The organism is Inquilinus sp. CA228, from assembly GCF_052078665.1.
Lineage (GTDB): Bacteria > Pseudomonadota > Alphaproteobacteria > DSM-16000 > Inquilinaceae > Inquilinus.
The window spans coordinates 1-19,926 of the sequence record NZ_JBQJIK010000002.1 but is presented as its reverse complement, the minus strand read 5'-3'; the positions used below and the strand labels follow the sequence as shown (position 1 = coordinate 19,926).

Annotated in this window: 15 protein-coding genes; 4 read left to right on the top strand and 11 right to left on the bottom strand. The window is 68.7% G+C overall.

Features of this window, described 5'->3' with window-relative positions; genetic code table 11:
• Position 1: 1 nt before the first annotated feature.
• The 11 genes from ACTOWL_RS01080 to ACTOWL_RS01030 all read right to left on the bottom strand — a co-directional run bounded on the left by ACTOWL_RS01080 (position 2) and on the right by ACTOWL_RS01030 (position 13,742).
• A complete protein-coding gene (locus ACTOWL_RS01080) occupies positions 2-1,027 on the bottom strand; it encodes a serine hydrolase domain-containing protein (protein ID WP_441319331.1) in 1,026 nt (341 codons plus the stop codon).
• A gap of 5 nt (positions 1,028-1,032) precedes the next feature.
• Complete coding sequence (locus ACTOWL_RS01075; RefSeq protein WP_441319330.1) at positions 1,033-1,821, bottom strand: ABC transporter ATP-binding protein; 789 nt, start codon at positions 1,819-1,821, stop codon at positions 1,033-1,035.
• Positions 1,818-2,684, bottom strand: a complete 867-nt coding sequence (locus ACTOWL_RS01070; RefSeq protein WP_441319329.1) for an ABC transporter ATP-binding protein — start codon at positions 2,682-2,684, stop codon at positions 1,818-1,820. The genes ACTOWL_RS01075 and ACTOWL_RS01070 overlap by 4 nt, the downstream gene beginning before the upstream one ends.
• On the bottom strand, positions 2,677-3,597 hold the full coding sequence (nikC, locus tag ACTOWL_RS01065; RefSeq protein ID WP_441319328.1) for a nickel transporter permease: 921 nt from the start codon (positions 3,595-3,597) through the stop codon (positions 2,677-2,679). Before nikC ends, ACTOWL_RS01070 begins: the two co-directional genes overlap by 8 nt.
• Positions 3,598-3,605: 8 nt before the next feature.
• Entirely contained in the window at positions 3,606-4,676 is a 1,071-nt protein-coding gene (locus tag ACTOWL_RS01060; protein WP_441319327.1) for an ABC transporter permease, read from the bottom strand.
• 4 nt (positions 4,677-4,680) lie between these two features.
• Positions 4,681-6,315, bottom strand: a complete 1,635-nt coding sequence (locus ACTOWL_RS01055) for an ABC transporter substrate-binding protein (RefSeq protein WP_441319326.1) — start codon at positions 6,313-6,315, stop codon at positions 4,681-4,683.
• 42 nt (positions 6,316-6,357) lie between these two features.
• A complete protein-coding gene (locus ACTOWL_RS01050; protein ID WP_441319325.1) occupies positions 6,358-7,992 on the bottom strand; it encodes an ABC transporter substrate-binding protein in 1,635 nt (544 codons plus the stop codon).
• A 102-nt stretch (positions 7,993-8,094) separates the two neighbouring features.
• Positions 8,095-9,522 carry a M20 family metallopeptidase gene (locus tag ACTOWL_RS01045; RefSeq protein ID WP_441319324.1) on the bottom strand — a complete coding sequence of 476 codons (1,428 nt, stop codon included), beginning with the start codon at positions 9,520-9,522 and terminating at the stop codon, positions 8,095-8,097.
• Positions 9,523-9,547: 25 nt separating this feature from the next.
• The gene (locus ACTOWL_RS01040) at positions 9,548-11,365 is read right to left on the bottom strand and encodes a S9 family peptidase (RefSeq protein WP_441319323.1); all 1,818 of its coding nucleotides are present in this window, start codon (positions 11,363-11,365) and stop codon (positions 9,548-9,550) included.
• A 170-nt stretch (positions 11,366-11,535) separates the two neighbouring features.
• Positions 11,536-12,600 (bottom strand): selenide, water dikinase SelD, encoded by a 1,065-nt coding sequence (gene selD, locus ACTOWL_RS01035; protein WP_441319322.1) that lies wholly within the window; start codon positions 12,598-12,600, stop codon positions 11,536-11,538.
• A 20-nt stretch (positions 12,601-12,620) separates the two neighbouring features.
• The gene (locus ACTOWL_RS01030; protein WP_441319321.1) at positions 12,621-13,742 is read right to left on the bottom strand and encodes a transglutaminase-like domain-containing protein; all 1,122 of its coding nucleotides are present in this window, start codon (positions 13,740-13,742) and stop codon (positions 12,621-12,623) included.
• A gap of 411 nt (positions 13,743-14,153) precedes the next feature.
• Here ACTOWL_RS01030 and fdnG point away from each other — a divergent pair, with 411 nt between their 5' ends.
• From fdnG to fdhE, 4 genes are read left to right on the top strand one after another with little or no spacing between them, the layout of a single operon-like run.
• Positions 14,154-17,243, top strand: a complete 3,090-nt coding sequence (gene fdnG / locus ACTOWL_RS01025; protein ID WP_441319320.1) for a formate dehydrogenase-N subunit alpha — start codon at positions 14,154-14,156, stop codon at positions 17,241-17,243.
• Between the two features lie 13 nt (positions 17,244-17,256).
• Positions 17,257-18,198, top strand: a complete 942-nt coding sequence (fdxH, locus tag ACTOWL_RS01020; RefSeq protein ID WP_441319319.1) for a formate dehydrogenase subunit beta — start codon at positions 17,257-17,259, stop codon at positions 18,196-18,198.
• Complete coding sequence (locus ACTOWL_RS01015; protein WP_441319318.1) at positions 18,195-18,899, top strand: formate dehydrogenase subunit gamma; 705 nt, start codon at positions 18,195-18,197, stop codon at positions 18,897-18,899. Before fdxH ends, ACTOWL_RS01015 begins: the two co-directional genes overlap by 4 nt.
• 55 nt (positions 18,900-18,954) lie before the next feature.
• Positions 18,955-19,869 carry a formate dehydrogenase accessory protein FdhE gene (fdhE, locus tag ACTOWL_RS01010; protein WP_441319317.1) on the top strand — a complete coding sequence of 305 codons (915 nt, stop codon included), beginning with the start codon at positions 18,955-18,957 and terminating at the stop codon, positions 19,867-19,869.
• The last annotated feature ends 57 nt before the right edge of the window (positions 19,870-19,926 follow it).

Here is a 19,926-nt window from a genome sequence, read left to right as displayed (position 1 = left end):
CTCAGGCGGCCATGCCGGCCCTGCGGGCGTCGAGGATCAGGGCGAGCAGCCGGCCGAACTGGAACCGGTCGATCTCCTTTCCCTTAACCTCGGTGTCGGCGCGGTGGACGATGACGAGGTCGAGCGGCGGGATGACGATGCAGACATGGCCGCCGGCGCCCTGGGCGCTGTAGCTGCCCTCCGGCACGATCACGCCCGGGAAGGCGATGCCCTGCCGCGCCACCCACCACATGTAGCCATAGGCGCCGCGCGGCCCGGCGTCGGAATAGGGCAGCACGCTCTCCGCCGCCCAGCTCTGCGGCACCACTTCGCGCTCTCCCCACCGGCCGTCGCGCAGGAACAGCAGGCCGAAGCGCGCGAGGTCGCGGGTCGACATCCGGAACGGATAGGCCGGGTGGACCGAGCACGGATCGGGCTGCAGCCAGCCATCCGCCCGTTCCGCATCGAAGCGGAAATCCTGCATGCCCAGCGGCACGGCGATCCGGTCGCGGAAGGCGGCGTGGATGCCGAGGCTGGTCAGTTGCGTGTAGATCGTGCCGAGCGCGTTGAAGTCCCAGTTGCTGTAGCACCAGACCGTGCCCGGCGCGTGGGCATGGCGCGGCGGCTTCAGCGACGTCATCCACGGCGTCTCGTAGCCCGCCGGATGGTAGATGCCGGACCGGGCGGTCAGCAGGTCATAGACCGTCGCCTGCTTCTCGCGCTCGCTCAGACCCTCGCGGTCGTCGATGCCGAGCTTGTCCAGGGTCAGCGACAGGTCGATGGCGCCGTCACCCCGATGCGTGCCGATCAGGGCGCTGAGGAAGCTCTTGCGGATCGAACGGCACAGATAGCGCCGGGTGACGTCGCCGCGGCTGGCGATCACCCGTCCGCCCTGCACGATCATCAGGGCGGCGGTGCCGATCCGGTCGGCCTGGGCCCAGACGCGGTCGAGGTGATCGAGCGACCATCCTGCGGACCGGATGTCCTCGACCATCTCCCAGATCGCGCCGGGCCAATGATCGGCCTCGGCCAGTTCGGCTGAGCTCAACAGTCTCACGATGCCACCGCCTCTTCCGCCACGGGCGCCGGCCGGTAGCCGATGCTCGCCTCCAGGAAGCTGCGCGTGTAGGCGTCCTGCGCCTGGCGGGCGCGGACGCCCTGGGCCGTCATCTCCTCGACGATGCGGCCGCCGTTCATCATGGCGATGCGATCGCAGAGATGGGCGATGACCGGGAGGTCGTGGGTCACCATCAGATAGGTCAGGCCGCGGTCGCGCCGCAGCGCCTTGAGCAGGTTCAGGATCTCGGCCTGGACCGAGACGTCCAGCGCCGAGGTCGGCTCGTCCAGCAGCAGGATCTCCGGCTCGATGATCAGGCTGCGGGCGATGGCGACGCGTTGGCGCTGCCCGCCCGACAGCTCGTGCGGATAGCGGTAGCGGAAGGCGCGGCCGAGACCGACCGCATCGAGCGCCGCGTCGATCCGCTGCTCCTGCCGGTCGAAGCCGTGGATCCTGAGCGGCTCGGACAGCACGGACCGCACCATCTTGCGCGGATGCAGCGAGGCATAGGGGTCCTGGAACACCATCTGGACCCGGCGGAAGAACGCCTTGTCGCGCTTGCGCGGCACCTCGCGGTCGCGGAACAGGATCGACCCGTCATAGCCGGTGTTGAGCCCGGCCAGGGCGCGCAGGACGGTCGACTTGCCGCAGCCGGATTCGCCGATCAGGCCGAAGGACTCACCCTGCCGAAGGACGAAGGACACGTCGTCGACCGCGGTCATCGCCGCCGCGCCGGAGCCGAAGGTGACGCGCAGGCCGACCGCCTCCAGGATCGTGTCGGTCATGCCGCGGCCCCCGCCTGGAAGGTCGGACCGTCGAGCCAGGCCGGATCGCGGCTCGGCACCTGCAGCGTGTCGACCGGCCGGTCGAGTTGCGGCAGGCTGTCGAGCAGCGCCCGGGTGTAGGGGTGGCGCGCCCGGTGCAGCTCCCGCGCCGGCAGGTCCTCCATGATCCGTCCGGCATACATCACCAGCACCCGGTCGCAGAAATCCGCCACCAGGTTGAGGTCGTGGCTGATGAACATCAGCCCGGTGCCGCGCCGGGTCACCAATTCGTCGAGGATGGTCAGCACCTGCCGCCGCACCGTGACGTCGAGCGCCGAGGTCGGCTCGTCGGCGATGATCAGGTCCGGCTCCGGGATCAGCATCATCGCGATCATGATCCGCTGCCCCATGCCGCCCGAGACCTCGTGCGGGAACAGGCGGAAGACGCGCTCGGGGTCGCGGATGTGGACGGCGTCCAGCATCTCCAGCGCCCGCGCCTTCGCCTCGCGCGCGCCGACCCGGTGGTGCAGCCGGTAGGCCTCGGTGATCTGCCGGCCCACCCGCATCAGCGGGTTCAGCGAGAATTTCGGGTCCTGCAGGATCATCGAGATGCGGTTGCCGCGGATCGCCCGCATCCGCCGCTCCGAGGCGGCGAGCAGGTCGATGCCGTCGAAGTCGAGCCGCCGCGCCGTCACCCGCGCCGCCTTGGGCGTCAGCTTCAGCACCGCCCGGCCGGTCAGCGACTTGCCGGAGCCGGATTCGCCGACGATGCCGACCTTCTCGCGCCCGATGGCGAAGGAGATGCCGCGCACGGCCTGGATGGTGCCGCGGCCTCCCGAAAAGTCGATGCGCAGATCCTCGACCTGGAGCAATGGTTCAACCATGGCGGGGATCCAGGATGTCGCGCAGCCCGTCGCCGAACAGGTTGAAGGCCAGGCTGGTGAGCAGGATGGCGCAGCCGGGGATCGCCGCGATCCACCAGCTGGTCAGCACGAATTCGCGGCCGCTGGACAGCATCGCCCCCCATTCCGGGCTGGGAGGCTGGGCGCCGAGGCCGAGGAAGCCGAGACCGGCGGCGGTGAGGATGATCGCCGCCATGTTGAGCGTGATCCGCACCACCACCGAGGGCAGGCACATCGGCACCACATGGGACAGGATGATCCGCAGCGACGACGCCCCCTGCAGCCGGACCGCGGCGATGTAGTCGGAGGACCGGATCGACAGCGTCTCGGCCCGCGCCAGCCGCGCGATCGGCGGCCAGGCGGCCAGCGAGATGGCGATGATCGCGTTCTGGATGCCGGGTCCGAGCGCGGCGACGAAGGCCAGCGCCAGCACCAGGCTGGGGAAGGCCAGGAAGATGTCGACGACGCGCATCAGCACGATGTCGACCCAGCCGCCGAGATAGCCCGAGGTGGTGCCGATCAAGAGGCCGATCGGCGCCACGATCAGCGCCGTCAGCACGGCGATGTAGAGCGTGATCCGGGCGCCGAAGACGATGCGGCTGAACACGTCGCGGCCGAGCTCGTCGGTGCCGAGGAAATGCGCGGCCGATGGCGGCTGCAACCGGGTGGCGAGGTCCTGGGCGTAGATGTCGTGGGTCGCGATCAGCGGCGCGAACACCGCCATCACCACCATGATCAGGAGGATGGCCAGCCCCAGCAGCGCCGGGGGGTTGCCGACCAGCCGCAGCAGCTTGAGCCAGAGCTGCTGGGCGCGGGCCTGCATCGGCGAGGCCGGGACCGGGGCATGCAGCCAGGCCCTGATCGAGCCGGGTCGTGAAGCGATGTCGCTGGGCATGTCCGCGCTCATCGGGTGCGAGGGTCGAAGATGCGGTACAGCAGGTCGCACACCAGGTTCAGCGTGACGAAGATGACGCCGATCAGCAGCGTGCAGCCGACCACCGCGTTCATGTCACCGGCCAGCAGCGTGTTGGTCAGGTAGCGGCCGAAGCCGGGCCAGGCGAAGACCGTCTCGGTCAGCACCGCCCCTTCCAGCAGGAAGGCGTAGGACAGGGCCACCACCGTCACCACCTGCACCGCGATGTTGCGGAAGGCGTGGATCCAGACGGTGCGGGCCCAGGACAGGCCCTTGACCCGCGCCGCCACCACATATTCCTGGCCCAGCTGCTCGATCATGAAGCTGCGGGTCATTCGGCTGATATAGGCCAGCGCGCTGAAGCCGAGGATCGAGGCCGGCAGGATGACGTGGCTGAAGACGTCGGCGAACGCCTCCCACTGCCCCTGCAGCGCGGTGTCGAGCAGCAGGAAGCCGGTCATCGGCTCGATGTCGTATTCGTACATGAAGTCGATGCGCCCGGGCCCGCCGACCCACCCCAGCGTGGCGTAGAACAGCACCAGCCCCATCAGCCCGAGCCAGAAGGTCGGCGCCGAATAGCCCAGCAGGCCGACCACGCGCACAATGTGGTCGACCGAGCTGTCGCGATACATCGCCGCCAGCACGCCGAAGGGGATGCCGAGGCCGGTGCCGATGAGGATGGCGACCGTCGCCAGCTCCAGCGTCGCCGGGAACACCCGGGCGATGTCCTCGACCACCGGCTTGCCCGTGGTCAGGGCCGTGCCGAGGTCGAGGCTGACGATGTCGCGCAGGTAGCGCAGGAACTGGATCCAGATCGGCTGGTCCAGCCCGAGCTGGCTATACATCGCATCATAGGCCGCCTGGGTGGCGTTGTCGCCGAGGATGGCGGCGACCGGGTCGAGCGGCAGCATCCGCCCGATGAAGAAGGTCAACGCGGCCAGCCCGAACAGCGTGACGGCGACGGACAGGACGGTCCGGCCGGCGGCCAGCGCCCAGGACGACAGCGCGGTCCGTCCTGGGGCCGCCAGCGGGCGGGGCGTGGCGATGGGGGCGTCGACCATGGCGCTACTTGGCGACGGTTTCGTAATAGGTCCGGAAGCCGTTCCAGCTCCAGTTCTTCAACGTCTTGCGGATGCCGGCGACATTGTACATCTGGAACATGATGGCGCTGGGACCCTGCTGCATCATCTGCAGCTGCAGGTCGCGATAGAGCGCGTTCCGCTTCTCCGGATCCTCCTCCAGCAGCGCCGTCTCGATCTTCCGGTTGGCCGCCTCGGAATAAAAGGAGGCGTTCCAGCTCGGATTCTGGGTCAGCTTCGCCTCGGCCCGATTGTCCGGGTTGTAGATCAGCCGGGAGGCGTTGCCATGCGCATCGGGCACGCTGGTCTGCCACGACGACATCGAGGTCTGGAAATCCCGGCCGCGCACCCGGCTGAACAGCTGGGCGTTGGCCATCCGCTCCACCGTCAGCTCGACGCCGATCCTGGCGGCGTTCTGCTGCACGCTCTGCGCAACCGGCGCGGCATGCGGCAGGGTGCCGATGAAGACGCTGGCCTTGAAGCCGTCGGGGTAGCCGGCCTCGGCCAGCAGCGCCTTGGCCTTGTCGAGGTCGAGCGAGAAGGGCTGCCCCTCGGCCTCGTCCAGCGCGCCGACCGCGCCGATCTGGGCGAAGCTGGCCCGCGGCACGCCGATATACGACATCACGGTCTTGCCGAGGCCGTCATAGTCGATCAGGTAGCGCATCGCCAGGCGCACCTTCTCGTTCGCGAAGATCGGGTCGGCGGTGTTGAAAGCCCAATAGAACAGCTGCGGCCTGAGGACCCGGACGATCGACACGTCCGGCGAGGACTCCAGATCCTTGAGGTCTTCCGGCGTCAGATCGCGCGCGACGTCGACATCGCCCTGGGTCAGCAGCAGGCGCTGGGTCCCTGCCTCCGCCACATGGCGGATCAGGATGCGCTTCAGGGCCGGCGCCGTGCCCCAATATGTGTCGTTGGCCTGCAGCACCACGGCCTCGCCGGCGTTCCACTGCACCAGCCGGTAGGGGCCGAGGCATTCGGTGCGGGTCGCCAGGTACTTGTTGCCGAGATCGCCGTTCACCTCGTTGGCCAGGATGGTCTTGCGATCATGGGTGAAGGAGACGCGGTTCGCGGCGATCCCCTGCAGGACCAGGTTGGTCGGATAGGGCTTGTCGAGCTTGAGGACGAGGGTGGCGTCGTCCGGGGCGGTGATCTGGGTGTCGACCTTATCCTTGGTGAAGCCGTACTCGTTCAGCGTCGCCGCATTGCCGAAGCCGAGCTTGACCACGCGCTGCATCGACCACGCCGTCTCGGCCGCCGTCGCCGGATTGCCGGAGGGAAAGACGGCGCCCTTGCGCAGATGGAAGGTGATCTGCTGGTGGTCGTCCGAGACGTCCCAGCTCTCGGCGAAAAGCGGGACCACCTTGGTCTCGTCCGCCGGATCGACATCGACCAGCGGGTCGCAGATGCCCTGCACGATCTCGTTGGTCACCACCTCGCCGATCTGGGCCGGGTCGAAGGTGCTGATCGCGTCGATGTTCCAGGCCATGACCAGCGCGTTCGACGGCGTGGCGGCCCCGGCGGCGAAGGGCGCCGCGAGGATGGCGGCGCCGCAGACCGCGCCGAGGATGAGACGAAGCGGATGGGATCCGGGCGGCGCCGGACTCGAAGCAGCGAGCATCGTGGAGCCTCCGTGCTGTTCTGAAATGATTGTCCGGCGTCGCTACTTGCTGACCGGATCGTAGTAGGTGCGGAAGCCGTTCCAGGTCCAGTTCTTCAGCGACTTGCGGATCGCGGCGGGGTTGTACATCTGGAACATGATCGCCATCGGCCCCTGCTGCATGATCTGCAGCTGCAGGTCGCGGTAGATCGCGTTCCGCTTCTCCGGATCCGGCTCCAGCAGCGCCGCGTCGACCTTCTTGTTCGCATCCTCGGAATAGAAGGCGGCGCGCCAGGCCGGGTACTGGGTCAGCTTCGCCTCGGCCCGGTTGTCCGGGTTGTAGACCAGCCGGGAGGCATTGCCATGGGCGTCGGGCACACCGGTCTGCCAGGCCTGCATCGCGGTCTGGAACTCACGGCCGCGGACCCGGCTGAACAGCTGGGCGTTGGCCATCCGCTCCAGCGTCAGCTCGACGCCGACCTTGGCGGCGTTCTGCTGCACGCTCTGCGCGATCGGGCCGGAATGCGGCAGGGTGCCGATGAACACGGTGGCCTTGAAGCCGTTCGGGTAGCCGGCCTCGGCCAGCAGCGCCTTGGCCTTGTCGAGGTCGAGCGAGAAGGGCTGCCCCTCCTTCTCGTCCAGCGCGCCGACCGCGCCGATCTGGACGAAGCTCGCCCGCGGCACGCCGGTGTAGGTCATCACCGTCTTGGCCAGGCCGTCATAGTCGATCAGGTAGCGCATCGCCAGGCGGACCTTCTCGTTCGAGAAGATCGGGTCGGCGTTGTTGAAGGTCCAGAAGAACAGCTGCGGCTTGATCACCCGGACGATCGACACATCCGGCGAGCCTTCCAGGTCCTTCATGTCCTCCGGCGTCAGGTCGCGGGCGACGTCGACATCGCCCTGGGTCAGCAGCAGGCGCTGCGTCCCGGCCTCCGCGACATGACGGATCAGCACGCGCTTCAGCGCCGGCGGCTCGCCCCAATACTTGTCGTTCGCCTGCAGGACCACGGCCTCGCCGGCATTCCATTGCGCCAGCCGGTAGGGCCCGACGCATTCGGTGTGGGTCGCCAGATACTTGTTGCCGAGGTCGCCGTTCACCTCATTGGCCAGGATGGTCGTCTTGTCCATGGTGGCGGAGACGCGGTTGGCGGCGATCGCCTGCAGCACCAGGTTGGTCGGGTAGGGCTTGTCCAGCTTCATGACCAGCGTGGCGTCGTCGGGCGCGGTGATCTGCGTCTCGACCTTGTCCTTGGTGAAGCCGTATTCGGTCAGCGTCGCCGCATTGCCGAAGCCGAGCTTGACCACGCGCTGCATCGACCAGGCGGTCTCGGCCGCGGTGACCGGGTTGCCGGACGGGAAGGTGGCGCCCTTGCGCAGATGGAAGGTGATCTGCAGCCGGTCGTCCGAGACGTCCCAGCGTTCGGCGAAGAGCGGGATCACCTTGGTCTCGTCCGCCGGGTCGAAATCGACCAGGGAATCGCAGGTGTTCTGCACGATCTCGTTGGTCACCACCTCGCCGATCTGGGCCGGGTCGAAGGTGCTGATCGCGTCGATGTTCCAGGCCATGACCAGCGCGTTCGATGGCGTGGCCGCCCCGGCGGCGACAGGCGCCGCAAGGATGGCGGCGCCGCAGACCGCGCCGAGGGCGCGGCGGAGCGGGCGGGATCCGGGCGGCGCCGGGATCGGACGGGCGAACATGGATCGAGCCTCCGTGCTTGTTCTGAGATTGTTGTCCGGCGCCCTCCGCGACCTTCGTCCGGGATGCCGGCCTCGTTCCCCGGGCCGGCTTGTCCCGCGGGATCAGGCCGCCTTCGGCCGCGGCTGCAGCGGCGGCTGGACCTCCGCCGGGATCGGGCAGACATAGGGCGTCGCCGCAACCCGCTCCTGGTGGTCCTGCTTGGCCCGGGCCATCAGCAGCTCGTCATTCATCACATCCAGCGCCGTGCCGGCCATGACCTTGGCGGCGTGGACCATGCCCTTGTGCGCGGCCGGCGCCATGCCCTGGGCGGTGATCTGCCAGGAATGGCCCGGCGTGCCGATGGCATGGGTGGCGACCCGCGCCTGCACCGTCGGCACCACCCAGCTGACATCGGCGACGTCGGTCGACCCGATCATCGGCTCGCCCCTGGAGTCCTTCGGCACGATGAAGTCGCACAGCGGCAGGTCCTTGCGCGGCGGCACGCCGACGCGGCGATAGTCGGTGAGGATGTCCTCCTCGCTCAGCGTCGCCTGGATCTGGGCGGCGTAGTCGCGGTCCGCCGCGTCGAAGGGCACCGGGCCGAGGCGCAGCAGGTGCTGGTGCATGGCCTCCTCCAGCGGCGTGTTGCCGAGCATGTTGGAGACGGCGCTCATGATCGAGATCGCGACCGAGGTCTCGGTCATCATCGCGGCGCCGTGGGCGATCTTCCTGACCCGCTCGTTCAGCGCCAGCATGCCGGCCAGGTCGCGGGCGCGGATGGCGTAGCGGACCTTGGCCGAGGCCTGCACGACATTGGGCGCGATGCCGCCGGAATCGATCATGGCGTAGTGGATGCGGGCGTCGGACGGCATGTGCTCGCGCATGTAGTTGACGCCGACATTCATCAGCTCGACGGCATCCAGCGCGCTGCGGCCGAGATGCGGCGCCGCGGCGGCATGCGAGGCGCGGCCGGTGAAGTGGAAATCCATCCGGGTGTTGGCCAGCGACAGCGCCTCGTCGACCCGGGTCAGCGACGCCGGATGCCAGGTGATGGCGATGTCGACATCCTCGAAGGCGCCGGCGCGCACCATGAAGGCCTTGGCCGCCCCGCCCTCCTCCGCCGGGCAGCCATAGTAGCGCACCCGCCCGGGCCGGCCGGTCGCAGCCAGGAAGTCTTTCACCGCGGTGGCGGCCAGCAGGGCGGAGGAGCCGAGCATGTTGTGGCCGCAGCCATGGCCGTGGCCGTTGCCCGGCAGCGGCCGGGGCTCGGCGATGTTGGCCTCCTGGCTCAGCCCCGGCAGGGCGTCGTATTCGCCGAGGATGGCGATCACCGGCCCGCCCTCGCCCGCCTCGCCCATCACCGCGGTCGGGATGCCGGCGAGGGTCTCGGTCACGCGGAAGCCCTGGGCCTGCAGCATCGCCGTGTGCTCGGCGACCGAGCGGTACTCGGTGTAGGCGATCTCGGGCATGCCCCAGATCCGGTCGCTCAGCCCCACGAACTCCGTCCGCTTAGCGTCGACCAGCTGCCAGATCTTGTCGGAATTCTGCATGGTCTTCCCTCTTTCGATCCTGGAATCAGAGATGGCGGTCGAGGAAGGCGGCAACGGCGCCAAAGACCTTATGCCGATTGTCCAGCCGCGCGAAGCCGTGCCCTTCATGCGGCACGCGGATGTAGTCGACCGGGCGGCCGAGGCCGCGCAGGGCGGAGTAGATCATCTCGCTCTCGCCCGGCGGCACCCGCGGGTCGTCGAGGCCCTGGGCCATCAGCAGCGGCACACAGATGCGGTCCAGCTTGTGGATCGGCGAGATCCGCTCGAGCAGGTCCTTATCGGCGACCGGGTCGCCGTATTCCGCTGCCCGCAGGCGCCGGCGCCAGGGGCCGGTGGTCTGCAGCAGGGTGTGGAAGCTGGCGATGCCGTAGAACTCGATGCCGAGGCGCCACAGCTCGGGGTATTCGGTCAGCGCCGCCAGCACCATGAAGCCGCCATAGGACCGGCCGAAGACGCCGATCCGGGCCTCGTCGACATCCGGCTGAGCGCCGAGCCACAGCCGCACGGCCCGAAGGTCGGCGACGCTGTCCATGCGCAGCCCGACATCGTCGAGCTGATGGTAGGGCCGGCCGTAGCCGGTGCTGCCCCTGACATTCGGCGCCACGACCATGATGCCGCGGGCCAGCATGTACTGGATGTCGGCCCGGAAGGTCGGGGTCCACTGCGCCTCCGGCCCACCATGGACGACGATCATCGCGCGGAAGCCACCTTCCGGCGCCTCGCCCTGCGGCCGGTACAGCAGGAACGGCACCTGCAGCCCGTCGAAGCTGGCGATGCGCTGCACCTCCGGCTCGGCGAAGCCATCGATCATGTCGCTCGCGGGGGTGTCGGTCAGCCGGCTCACGGCGCCGGTGGCGATGTCCCAGCTCCAGATGCCCGGCGGAGTCGCGGCACCTTCCAGCGGGAAGACCAGGCCGCTGCCGTCCGGCCGCCAGGAGACGGAGCCGATCACTCCGGGCGGCAGCCCCGCCACCGCCGTCTCCGCACCCGTGTCGAGGTCGCGGATCAGGAGGCGGTTCCAGCCCTCCTCGTTGAGGACATAGGCAATGCGGCCCTGGTCGGGCGACAGCGCCATCGCCTCGACATCCTGGTCCTCCGGCGCCACCACCCAGCCCAGGCTGCGGTCGGCGAAGGACAGGAAGGCGATGCCCTGGAAGTCCCGGCCCTGGTCGGTCAGCAGATACAGGCCGCTGCCGTCCTTCCGGGTCTTGGCGGCGACGTAGCGCGCCCGGCCGTCATGTGGCAGCAGCGGCTCATAGGCGCCGGTCTCGAGGTCCAGCCGGAACAGGTCCTGGTCCATCGTCGCCCGGGTGGAGTCCCGCACCAGCAGCGCCTTGCCGTCCGGCAAGAAGGCCATGACCTCGCGGAACAGCTCGCCCCGATAGATGCAGGTCGCCTCTCGGGTCGCGACCTCCATCACATGGATGTCCATGTGGAAGCGGTCGCAGGCGTTCGCGGCATAGGCGATCCGCGTGCCGTCCGGCGACCAGGCGCCCCAGACATGGACCACGGTCGGGTCTTCGGTCAGCGCCACCGGCGCGCCGTCGGCGCCGGGGATCAGCCAGAGCTGGTGCCGCTCGTCGCCGCCGCAATCCATGGTGAAGACCAGGTCGCGGCTCTTCGGGCTGAAGGCCAGGGCGCCGACCGGCTCCGGCGTTTCCGCCGCTCGCCAGGCGGCGCCGCCTTCCGCGGGCTGCAGCCAGATCTGTAGAAAGCCGGTCCGGTCGCCGAGGAAGGCCAGCAGCCCGCCATCCGGCGACAGCGCCGGGCTCTTGGCGCCGGGGATGTCGAGATAGGGGCGGATCGTCGCCGGATCCGCCTGAATGGCGCCGTTGTCAGACACTTGACTGCCCCCTGCCCGAGCCGCCGGCCTTGGCGGCCGGCCCTGCGCCCATCAAATGGGCACGCCCAAATTATGGTCATGATGTCGTCCGGCAGAGGGGACCGGCCAATTCATAATTTTCCTTGGTCTATTCCGCTTCGGCATAAGGTTTCGCGATGCCGATCCAGGTTTCACGCCTCGATGCGCACGCCGGCCGGGCCGGCCTCGACCGTGCCGATGCGGCGGGCGGCGGGGTGGCCGGCGGCGGTGATGCGGGCCAGCAGGGCGTCGGCCCGGTCCGGCGCGCAGGCGACCAGCAGCCCGCCGGAGGTCTGCGGATCGGTCAGCAGGTGGCGGCGCCACTCCGGCTGGCCGGGCGGCAGCGTCACCTCGGCCCCGTAGCTGGCCCAGTTGCGGTGCGAGGCGCCGGTGACGAAGCCGTCCCGCGCCAGCGCCTCGGCCTGGGCGAACAGCGCCGGCGCGCCGTCCCGGATCGCCAGGGTGACGCCGGCGCCGCGCGCCATCTCCAGCGCATGGCCGAGCAGGCCGAAGCCGGTGACGTCGGTGACGGCGTGCACCGCCTCCTCCCGCCCGAGCTCGGCGCCGATGCGGTTGAGCTGTGTCGTGCTGGCGATCAGCTCGGCATAGCCCTTGGCCGACAGCGCCTCCTTCTTGAAGGCGGCGGAATAGATGCCGACGCCGAGCGCCTTGGTCAGGATCAGCGCGTCGCCGGGCCGGGCGCCCGAGTTGCGGCGCAGCTCCGACGGCCGGCAGGTGCCGATCACGGCGAGGCCGTAGATCGGCTCCGGCGCGTCGATCGAATGCCCGCCGGCGACCGGGATCCCGGCCTCGGCGCAGATCGAGGCGCCGCCGGCCAGGATCTCGCGCACCGTCTCCGCCGGCAGCTTGCCGAGCGGCATGCCGAGGATGGCGAGCGCGAAGATCGGCTGGCCGCCCATGGCGTAGACGTCGGAGATCGCGTTGGTGGCCGCGATCCGCCCGAAATCGCGCGGGTCGTCGACCACCGGCATGAAGAAGTCGGTGGTGGCGATGACGCAGCGATCGTCGTCGAGCTGCCACACCGCGGCGTCGTCGCCGGTCTCGGTGCCGACCAGAAGCTGGCGGAACGGCGCCGTGGCCGGCTGGCCGGCCAGCAGCTCCTGCAGCACGGCGGGCGCCAGCTTGCAGCCGCAGCCGCCGCCATGCGCCAGGCTGGTCAGCCGGACGGGATCGCTGTCGCGGGTTGCCAGGACCATGGCGCCTTCCTTTCGATCGATCAGGCCGAGATCTCGGCCGCTTCCATACTGTAGGCGAAGGTGTCGGCGTCGAGGCAGTCGAGCCGGACGCCGGCGACCTCGGCCTGAGGATACATCAGGAAGCCGATCGCGGGGCCGGCGCTGCCGGGCAGCGCGACATCATGCGCGTCGTTGTAGGCGATCCAGTTGCCCTCCCAGGCGCCGAACAGGCCGCCTCGGGCTGCCGCGACCTTCGGGTCGTCGAGGGCGAGTCCGCCCGGCGGCTCCTCCAACGCCACCTTGCGCACATCGGCGGGATCGACCGGGACCCAGCCGAAATCCGCCAGATGGACCTCGGCCCGGCAATGCTGCGCCTTGGTCACGGTGGGGCTGTTGGCACCGAGGCTCTTGTAGCCGAAGCGCGACGGCGCGACCCGCAGCCCGTAAACGTCGCGCGCCGGGAGGCCGGAGGCTCTCGCCAAGCCGACATAGAGAGCATTGAGATCGGCGCATTTGCCGCCGAGATAGCCGGTGTGCAGCATCGAGGCGATATCGCCGATGCCGCAGCCGCGGACGGCGGCGTCGCGGAAGGTGTTCAGCACCACCCATTCATAGATCGCACGGGCCTTGGCGAGATCGCCATCGGCGCCGGCGGTGATCCGGTCCGCCGTCTCGCGCACGATGCCATCCGTCGGGATCAGCGCCGTGGGCTGGAGATACAGCTGCCGCTCCGCATCGGTCAGTGGCTGCGCCGGTCCCGGCGCCGCCAGATCCACCGCACGGTCGCGCAGCGTGGCGGAGCTGATCACCTCCGCCCTGGGCGACGCCTCGTCTTCGGCCCAGACCAGATGCAGCATGGCGGCGCCATAGGCCGCATCGCGCTCGATCGTGGCGGACGCCGCATTGGTGGCCCACCGGGCGTCGCCGGGCCGGATCCAGGCCGCCTCCTCGATCGACGGCAGCGGCACCCAGGCCTGGATGCGGCCGACGCTGCCGGTGGGGCGCGGAATGGCGACCCTGGTCGTCAGCGTGAATTGCCGCCAGTCGCCCGGCGCCGGGGCGAAGACGACATCGGCCGCCATGGCCCGCCCGGCCAGGGCGGGGACGGCCAATGCGGCGGAGAGGGCGACGCCCGCCCGGAGGACATCACGACGGCTGGTCATGGTTCGGCTCCCTGTCGGCATGCATGGGCGGGCAGTCCGGCATGGCCGGCCGCTGGACTCGGAATTGGCGGAAGGGGGTACGAATGGCGTGTCGATGTCGCGCCACCCTCGAGGGCGACCGAACCGGCCTTGCCTGTCGACATCGTGCGGCCCCGGCACGCGGGAGCGCTGGTGAATGCCACGGACGGATTAAACGGCGAAGGCCGGCGCAGGGTCAATCCGGGACTGCGCGGCCGCATGCCCGACAAAGGGTCGCAGCCGCCCCTTGCGAGTCATTATTAAGTCGTTGAAAAATTTGTTCTATCCATCGGCCCGGCGAGCCACCGGTCGTTTGACATTGGAACCCTTCCAAGCGTAGCATTTTTCCTAATTTGGTATGTCTTTTGCGGAACGGCTTCCGGGAGGTCCAGGATGGACATGAAGCTCTCGCGCCGCGGCTTCCTGAAAGGGGCCGGCGCGGGTGTGGCGGGCACGACGCTCGGGGCCTTCGGCTTCGGCGACATCGAAGCGGCCTACGCCGCGGCGATCAGGCCCTTCAAGCTCGCCAACACCACCGAGACCCGCAACACCTGCACCTATTGCTCGGTGGCCTGCGGCATCATCCTCTACTCCAAGGGCGACCTGCGGAAGGGCGAGACGGCCGAGATCACCCATATCGAGGGCGACTCGGACCATCCGACCAACCGCGGCACGCTGTGCCCGAAGGGCGCGGCGCTGCTGGACACGGTCCGGTCCGCCACCCGGCTGCAGCACCCGATGCTGCGGCGCGCTGGCAGCGACAAGTTCGAGCAGGTCTCCTGGGGCGAGGCGCTGGACAAGATCGCCCGGGCCATGAAGGACGACCGCGACGCGAACTTCATCGCCAAGAACAAGGACGGCACGACGGTCAACCGATGGCTGACCACGGGGTTCCTCGCGGCCTCGGCGACCACCAACGAAACCGCCTTCGCCACCTACAAGGTGGTGCGCAGCACCGGTATTCTGGCATTCGACAATCAGGCGCGCGTCTGACACGGCCCGACGGTGGCGAGTCTCGCCCCGACATTCGGCCGTGGAGCCATGACGAACTCCTGGACCGACATCAAGAACACCGATCTCGTCGTCATCATGGGCGGCAATGCCGCCGAAGCCCATCCCTGCGGCTTCAAATGGGTCACGGAGGCCAAGGCCAACCGCGGCGCCAAGCTGATCGTCGTCGACCCGCGCTTCACCCGCTCGGCATCGGTGGCGGATTTCTACGCGCCGATCCGGCAGGGCACGGACATCGCCTTCCTGCTGGGGCTGATCAACCAGTGCATCCAGAACGACAAGGTGCAGTGGGAGTATGTGAAGGCCTTCACCAACGCCACCTTCCTGGTGAAGGAGGGCTTCACCTACAGCGACGGCCTGTTCACCGGCTATGACGAGCAGAAGCGCGACTACGACCGGTCGACCTGGGACTACGAGATCGGCACGGACGGCTTTGCCGTGGTCGACGACACGCTGCAGCATCCGCGCTGCGTCTGGAACCTGCTGAAGCAGCACGTCGCCATCTACACGCCGGAGATGGTCGAGCGCATCACCGGCACCCCGAAGGACAAGTTCCTGAAGGTGGCCGAGATGGTCGGCGAGGCCTCGTCGCCGACCAAGGCGATGACCTCGATGTACGCGCTGGGCTGGACGCAGCATTCCAAGGGCGCCCAGAACATCCGCACCATGGCGATGCTGCAGCTGATCCTGGGCAACATCGGCATCCGCGGCGGCGGCATGAACGCGCTGCGCGGCCATTCCAACATCCAGGGGCTGACCGATATCGGGCTGCTGTCCAACGCGCTGCCGGGATACATGACCCTGCCGCGCGACACGGAAAAGGACTTCGCCACCTATATGTCGACCCGCGGCTTCAAGCCGCTGCGGCCGAACCAGACCAGCTTCTGGCAGAACTACAAGAAGTTCTTCGTCAGCTTCCAGAAGGCGATGTTCGGCGCGGCGGCGACGCCGGAGAACGACTTCGCCTATGACTGGCTGCCGAAGCTCGACGTGGCCAACTACGACATCCTGCGGGCCTTCGAGCTGATGAAGCAGGGCAAGGTGAACCTGTATTTCTGCCAGGGGTTCAACCCGCTTCAGGCCTTCCCGAACAAGGCCAAGCTGGCCGACGCGCTGGCCAAGCTGAAGCTCCTGGTGGTGATGGACCCGCTGGAGACCGAGACGGCGCGGTTCTGGGAGAACCACGGCGTCTACAACGATGCCGACACCGCCTCGATCCAGACCGAGGTGATCCAGCTGCCCACCACCTCCTTCGCCGAGGACGAGGGGTCGCTGGTCAATTCCGGGCGCTGGCTGCAATGGCACTGGCCCGGCGGCACGCCCCCCGGCGAGTCGAAGACCGATGTCTGGATCATGTCGCAGATCCATCTGCGCCTGAAGGAGCTGTACAGGACGGAGGGCGGGGCCTTCCCCGACCCGATCCTGAACCTGAACTGGGCCTACGCCGACCCGAACGAGCCGACGGCCGAGGAGCTGGCCAAGGAGATGAACGGGTCCGCTCTCACGGACCTGTTCGATCCGACGGACCCGAGCAAGAAGATCCTCGACGCCGGCAAGCAGGTGCCGGGCTTCGGCGTGCTGCGCGACGACGGGTCGACCGCCAGCGGCTGCTGGATCTATGCCGGCTGCTTTACCGAGGCCGGCAACATGATGGCGCGGCAGGACAATTCCGACCCGGACGACACCGGCACCTTCCCGAACTGGGCGTTCGCCTGGCCGGCGAACCGGCGGATCCTGTACAACCGCGCCTCCTGCGACGTCTCGGGCAAGCCGTGGGATCCGTCGCGCAAGCTGATCGAGTGGAACGGCAGCAAATGGGCCGGCTACGACGTCCCCGACATCTCGCCGACGGCGAAGCCGGAGGATGTCGGGCCGTTCATCATGAACGCGGAAGGCGTCTCGCGGCTGTTCGCCCGCGGCATGATGCGCGAAGGCCCGTTCCCGGTGCATTACGAGCCGTTCGAGAGCCCGGTCGCCAACGTCATCGCGCCGAAGGTGCGGGGCAACCCGGCGTCCCGGGTGTTCGCGGATGATTTCGCCCAGTTCGCGGACATCGGATCGCCCGACTTCCCCTACGCCGCGACCTCCTACCGCCTGACGGAGCATTTCCACTACTGGACCAAGAACAACCACGTGAACGCGGTCCTGCAGCCGGAATTCTTCGTCGAGATCTCGGAGGAGCTGGCGAAGGAGAAGGGCATCGCCAAGGGCGGCTGGGTGCGGGTCTGGTCGAAGCGCGGCTCGGTCTTCGCCAAGGCGGTGGTAACCAAGCGGATCCGGCCGCTGATCTGTGACGGCAAGACCGTCCACATCGTCGGCATCCCGATCCATTGGGGCTTCATCGGCGCCGCGAAGAAGGGCTTCGGGGCGAACGTCCTGACGCCGTTCGTCGGCGACGCCAACATCGAGACGCCGGAGTTCAAGGCCTTCTGCGTCAATATCGAGGCCTCGTCCGGGCCGCCGGTGGCGTGAGGGAGAAGAGACCATGTTCGCCCCGATCCCCAACCCCACCGTCGCCCCGACCGCCCCGAAATTCGGCGATCAGGATCTGATCCGCCGATCGGCCTCCACGATCACCCCGGCCGCCGTGCGGCAGGTCGAGGTGGCCAAGCTGATCGACGTGTCGAAATGCATCGGCTGCAAGGCGTGCCAGTCCGCCTGCATCGAGTGGAACGACACGCATGAGCCGGTCGGCGAGAATTTCGGCGTCTACGACAATCCGCACGACCTGACGCCGGACATGTTCACGCTGATGCGCTTCACCGAATGGGAGAACCCGGAGACCCAGAACCTGGAATGGCTGATCCGCAAGGACGGCTGCATGCATTGCGAGGACCCGGGCTGCCTGAAGGCCTGCCCGGCGCCGGGCGCCATCGTGCAGTACTCGAACGGCATCGTCGATTTCGTGCACGAGAACTGCATCGGCTGCGGCTATTGCGTCAAAGGCTGCCCCTTCGACATCCCGCGCATCTCGAAGACCGACCACAAGGCCTACAAATGCACCCTGTGCTCCGACCGGGTCGCGGTCGGCCAGGGCCCGGCCTGCCAGAAGGCGTGCCCGACCCAGGCCATCGTGTTCGGCACCAAGGACGAGATGAAGGAATGGGCCGATTTCCGGATCAAGGACCTGAAGTCCCGCGGCTTCGAACATGCCGGGCTCTACGATCCGCCCGGCGTCGGCGGCACCCATGTGATGTATGTGCTGCACCACGCCGACAAGCCGGAGATCTATGCCAACCTGCCGAACAACCCGACCATCAGCCCGATCGTCGAGGCCTGGAAGGGCGTGACCAAGGTCGTCGGCCTCGGCGCCATCGGCCTGGCCGCGGTGGCCGGCGTGCTGCACCACCTGTTCGCCGGCGCCAACCGGGTGTCGCCGGAGGATGAGGAGCACGCCGAGGAGCTGGCGGGGAGAGACCGGACATGACCACCAGCCGCGTTCCGGACGACATCCAGCCGGGCGACGACGTCCATCCCGGCAAGCCGGTGACGGTCGACCGCTACTCGGTCGGCGCCCGGATCAACCATTGGATCACCGCGGTCAGCCTGGTGCTGCTGGCCCTGTCCGGCCTGGCGCTGTTCCATCCGAAGCTGTTCTTCCTGACCGCGCTGTTCGGCGGCGGGCAGATGACGCGGACGCTGCACCCCTGGATCGGCGTGGTCCTGTTCTTCTCCTTCGCCGGCCTGTTCATCCGGTTCTGGAAAGCCAATCTGTGGAAGAGCGAGGACAACACCTGGCTGCGCCGGGCGCGCGACGTGCTGGCCGGGCGCGAGGAGAACCTGCCCGAGCTGGGCAAGTACAATGCCGGGCAGAAATTCGTGTTCTGGGGCATGTCGATCCTGATCATCCTGTTGATCGGCAGCGGCATCGTCGTCTGGGACCAGTACTTCTTCCCGTTCACCACGATCGAGCAGAAGCGGATCGCGATCCTGGTGCATGCGGCAGTGGCGGTGATCGCCATCTGCGTCTGGATCGTCCATGTCTATGCGGCGATCTGGGTCCGTGGCACCATCGGCGCCATGACCAAGGGCCGGGTGACCGGCGGCTGGGCCTGGCGCCACCACCGCAAATGGCTGCGCGAGCTGGTGGCGCGGCGACCCGGCACCGACAAGACAACGGCCCCTTAGGCCAGGCAGAGACGAGTCCGCGTCACGTGGCCCGTCGGGTTCGTGAGAGGATCAGATGACCGAGGATACGGACCGGCCCGACCCGACCGTGATCGGCGACGTCGCGGCCCCGCCCTTTGCCCGCCTGCCGGACCCGCACCAGATCTTCATCGACCGCGCCCTGCGCCTGCGGGCCCTGGCCGAGCGCAGCGAGATCGGCCCCTATCTGCGCTTCCTGTCCGACCTCGCCGAGCTGCAGTACCGGATCCAGGACGACCTGCCCGAGCCGGCGATGCCCGACGAGGCGGCGCTGGCGCGCGCCCGCACCCATGGCATGCCACCGCTCGACCGGACCGGCTTCACGCCCGACGCCGCCTTCGCGGCGACCTTCGACCGCTTCACCGGCGCCGCGGCGGAGATCGCGATGCCCCCGGCGGCGGCCGAGGCGCTGGAGCGGGTGTGCGCGGCCGGCCGGGCACAGGGCGAGGGCATGGTGCGGGCCGTGCTGGCCGGCACCATCCCGGCCGACGCCCTGGCCGAGCACGTCTATGTCGCGGCGATTCTGCAGGTCCATTTCGTCCGGCTGGCGGCGCGGCTCGACGCCGCGGCGCTGGGGCCGGTCGGCGACGGCGCCTGCCCCTGCTGCGGCGGGCCGCCGGTCAGCACCATGGTGGTCGGCTGGCGCGGCATGCACAGCACCCGGTTCTGCGCCTGCAGCCTGTGCGGCACCTACTGGCACCAGGTCCGCATCAAATGCGTGCTGTGCGGCAGCACCAAGGGCATCGGCTACCAGGAGGTCGAAGGCGGCGCCGGCACGGTGAAGGCCGAGACCTGCGACAGCTGCCACCGCTATGTGAAGGTGCTGTACCAGGTGAAGCAGGCGGATCTCGAGCCGGTGGCGGACGACGCCGCCAGCCTCGGCCTCGACCTGCTGATGCAGCAGGGCGAGTACGAGCGCGGCGGCTTCAACCCGTTCCTGCTGGGCTACTGACATGGCCGGCGACGCCGCCCGCCCCCAGCCCTCGCGGCTGCGCGACCTGCCCTCGGT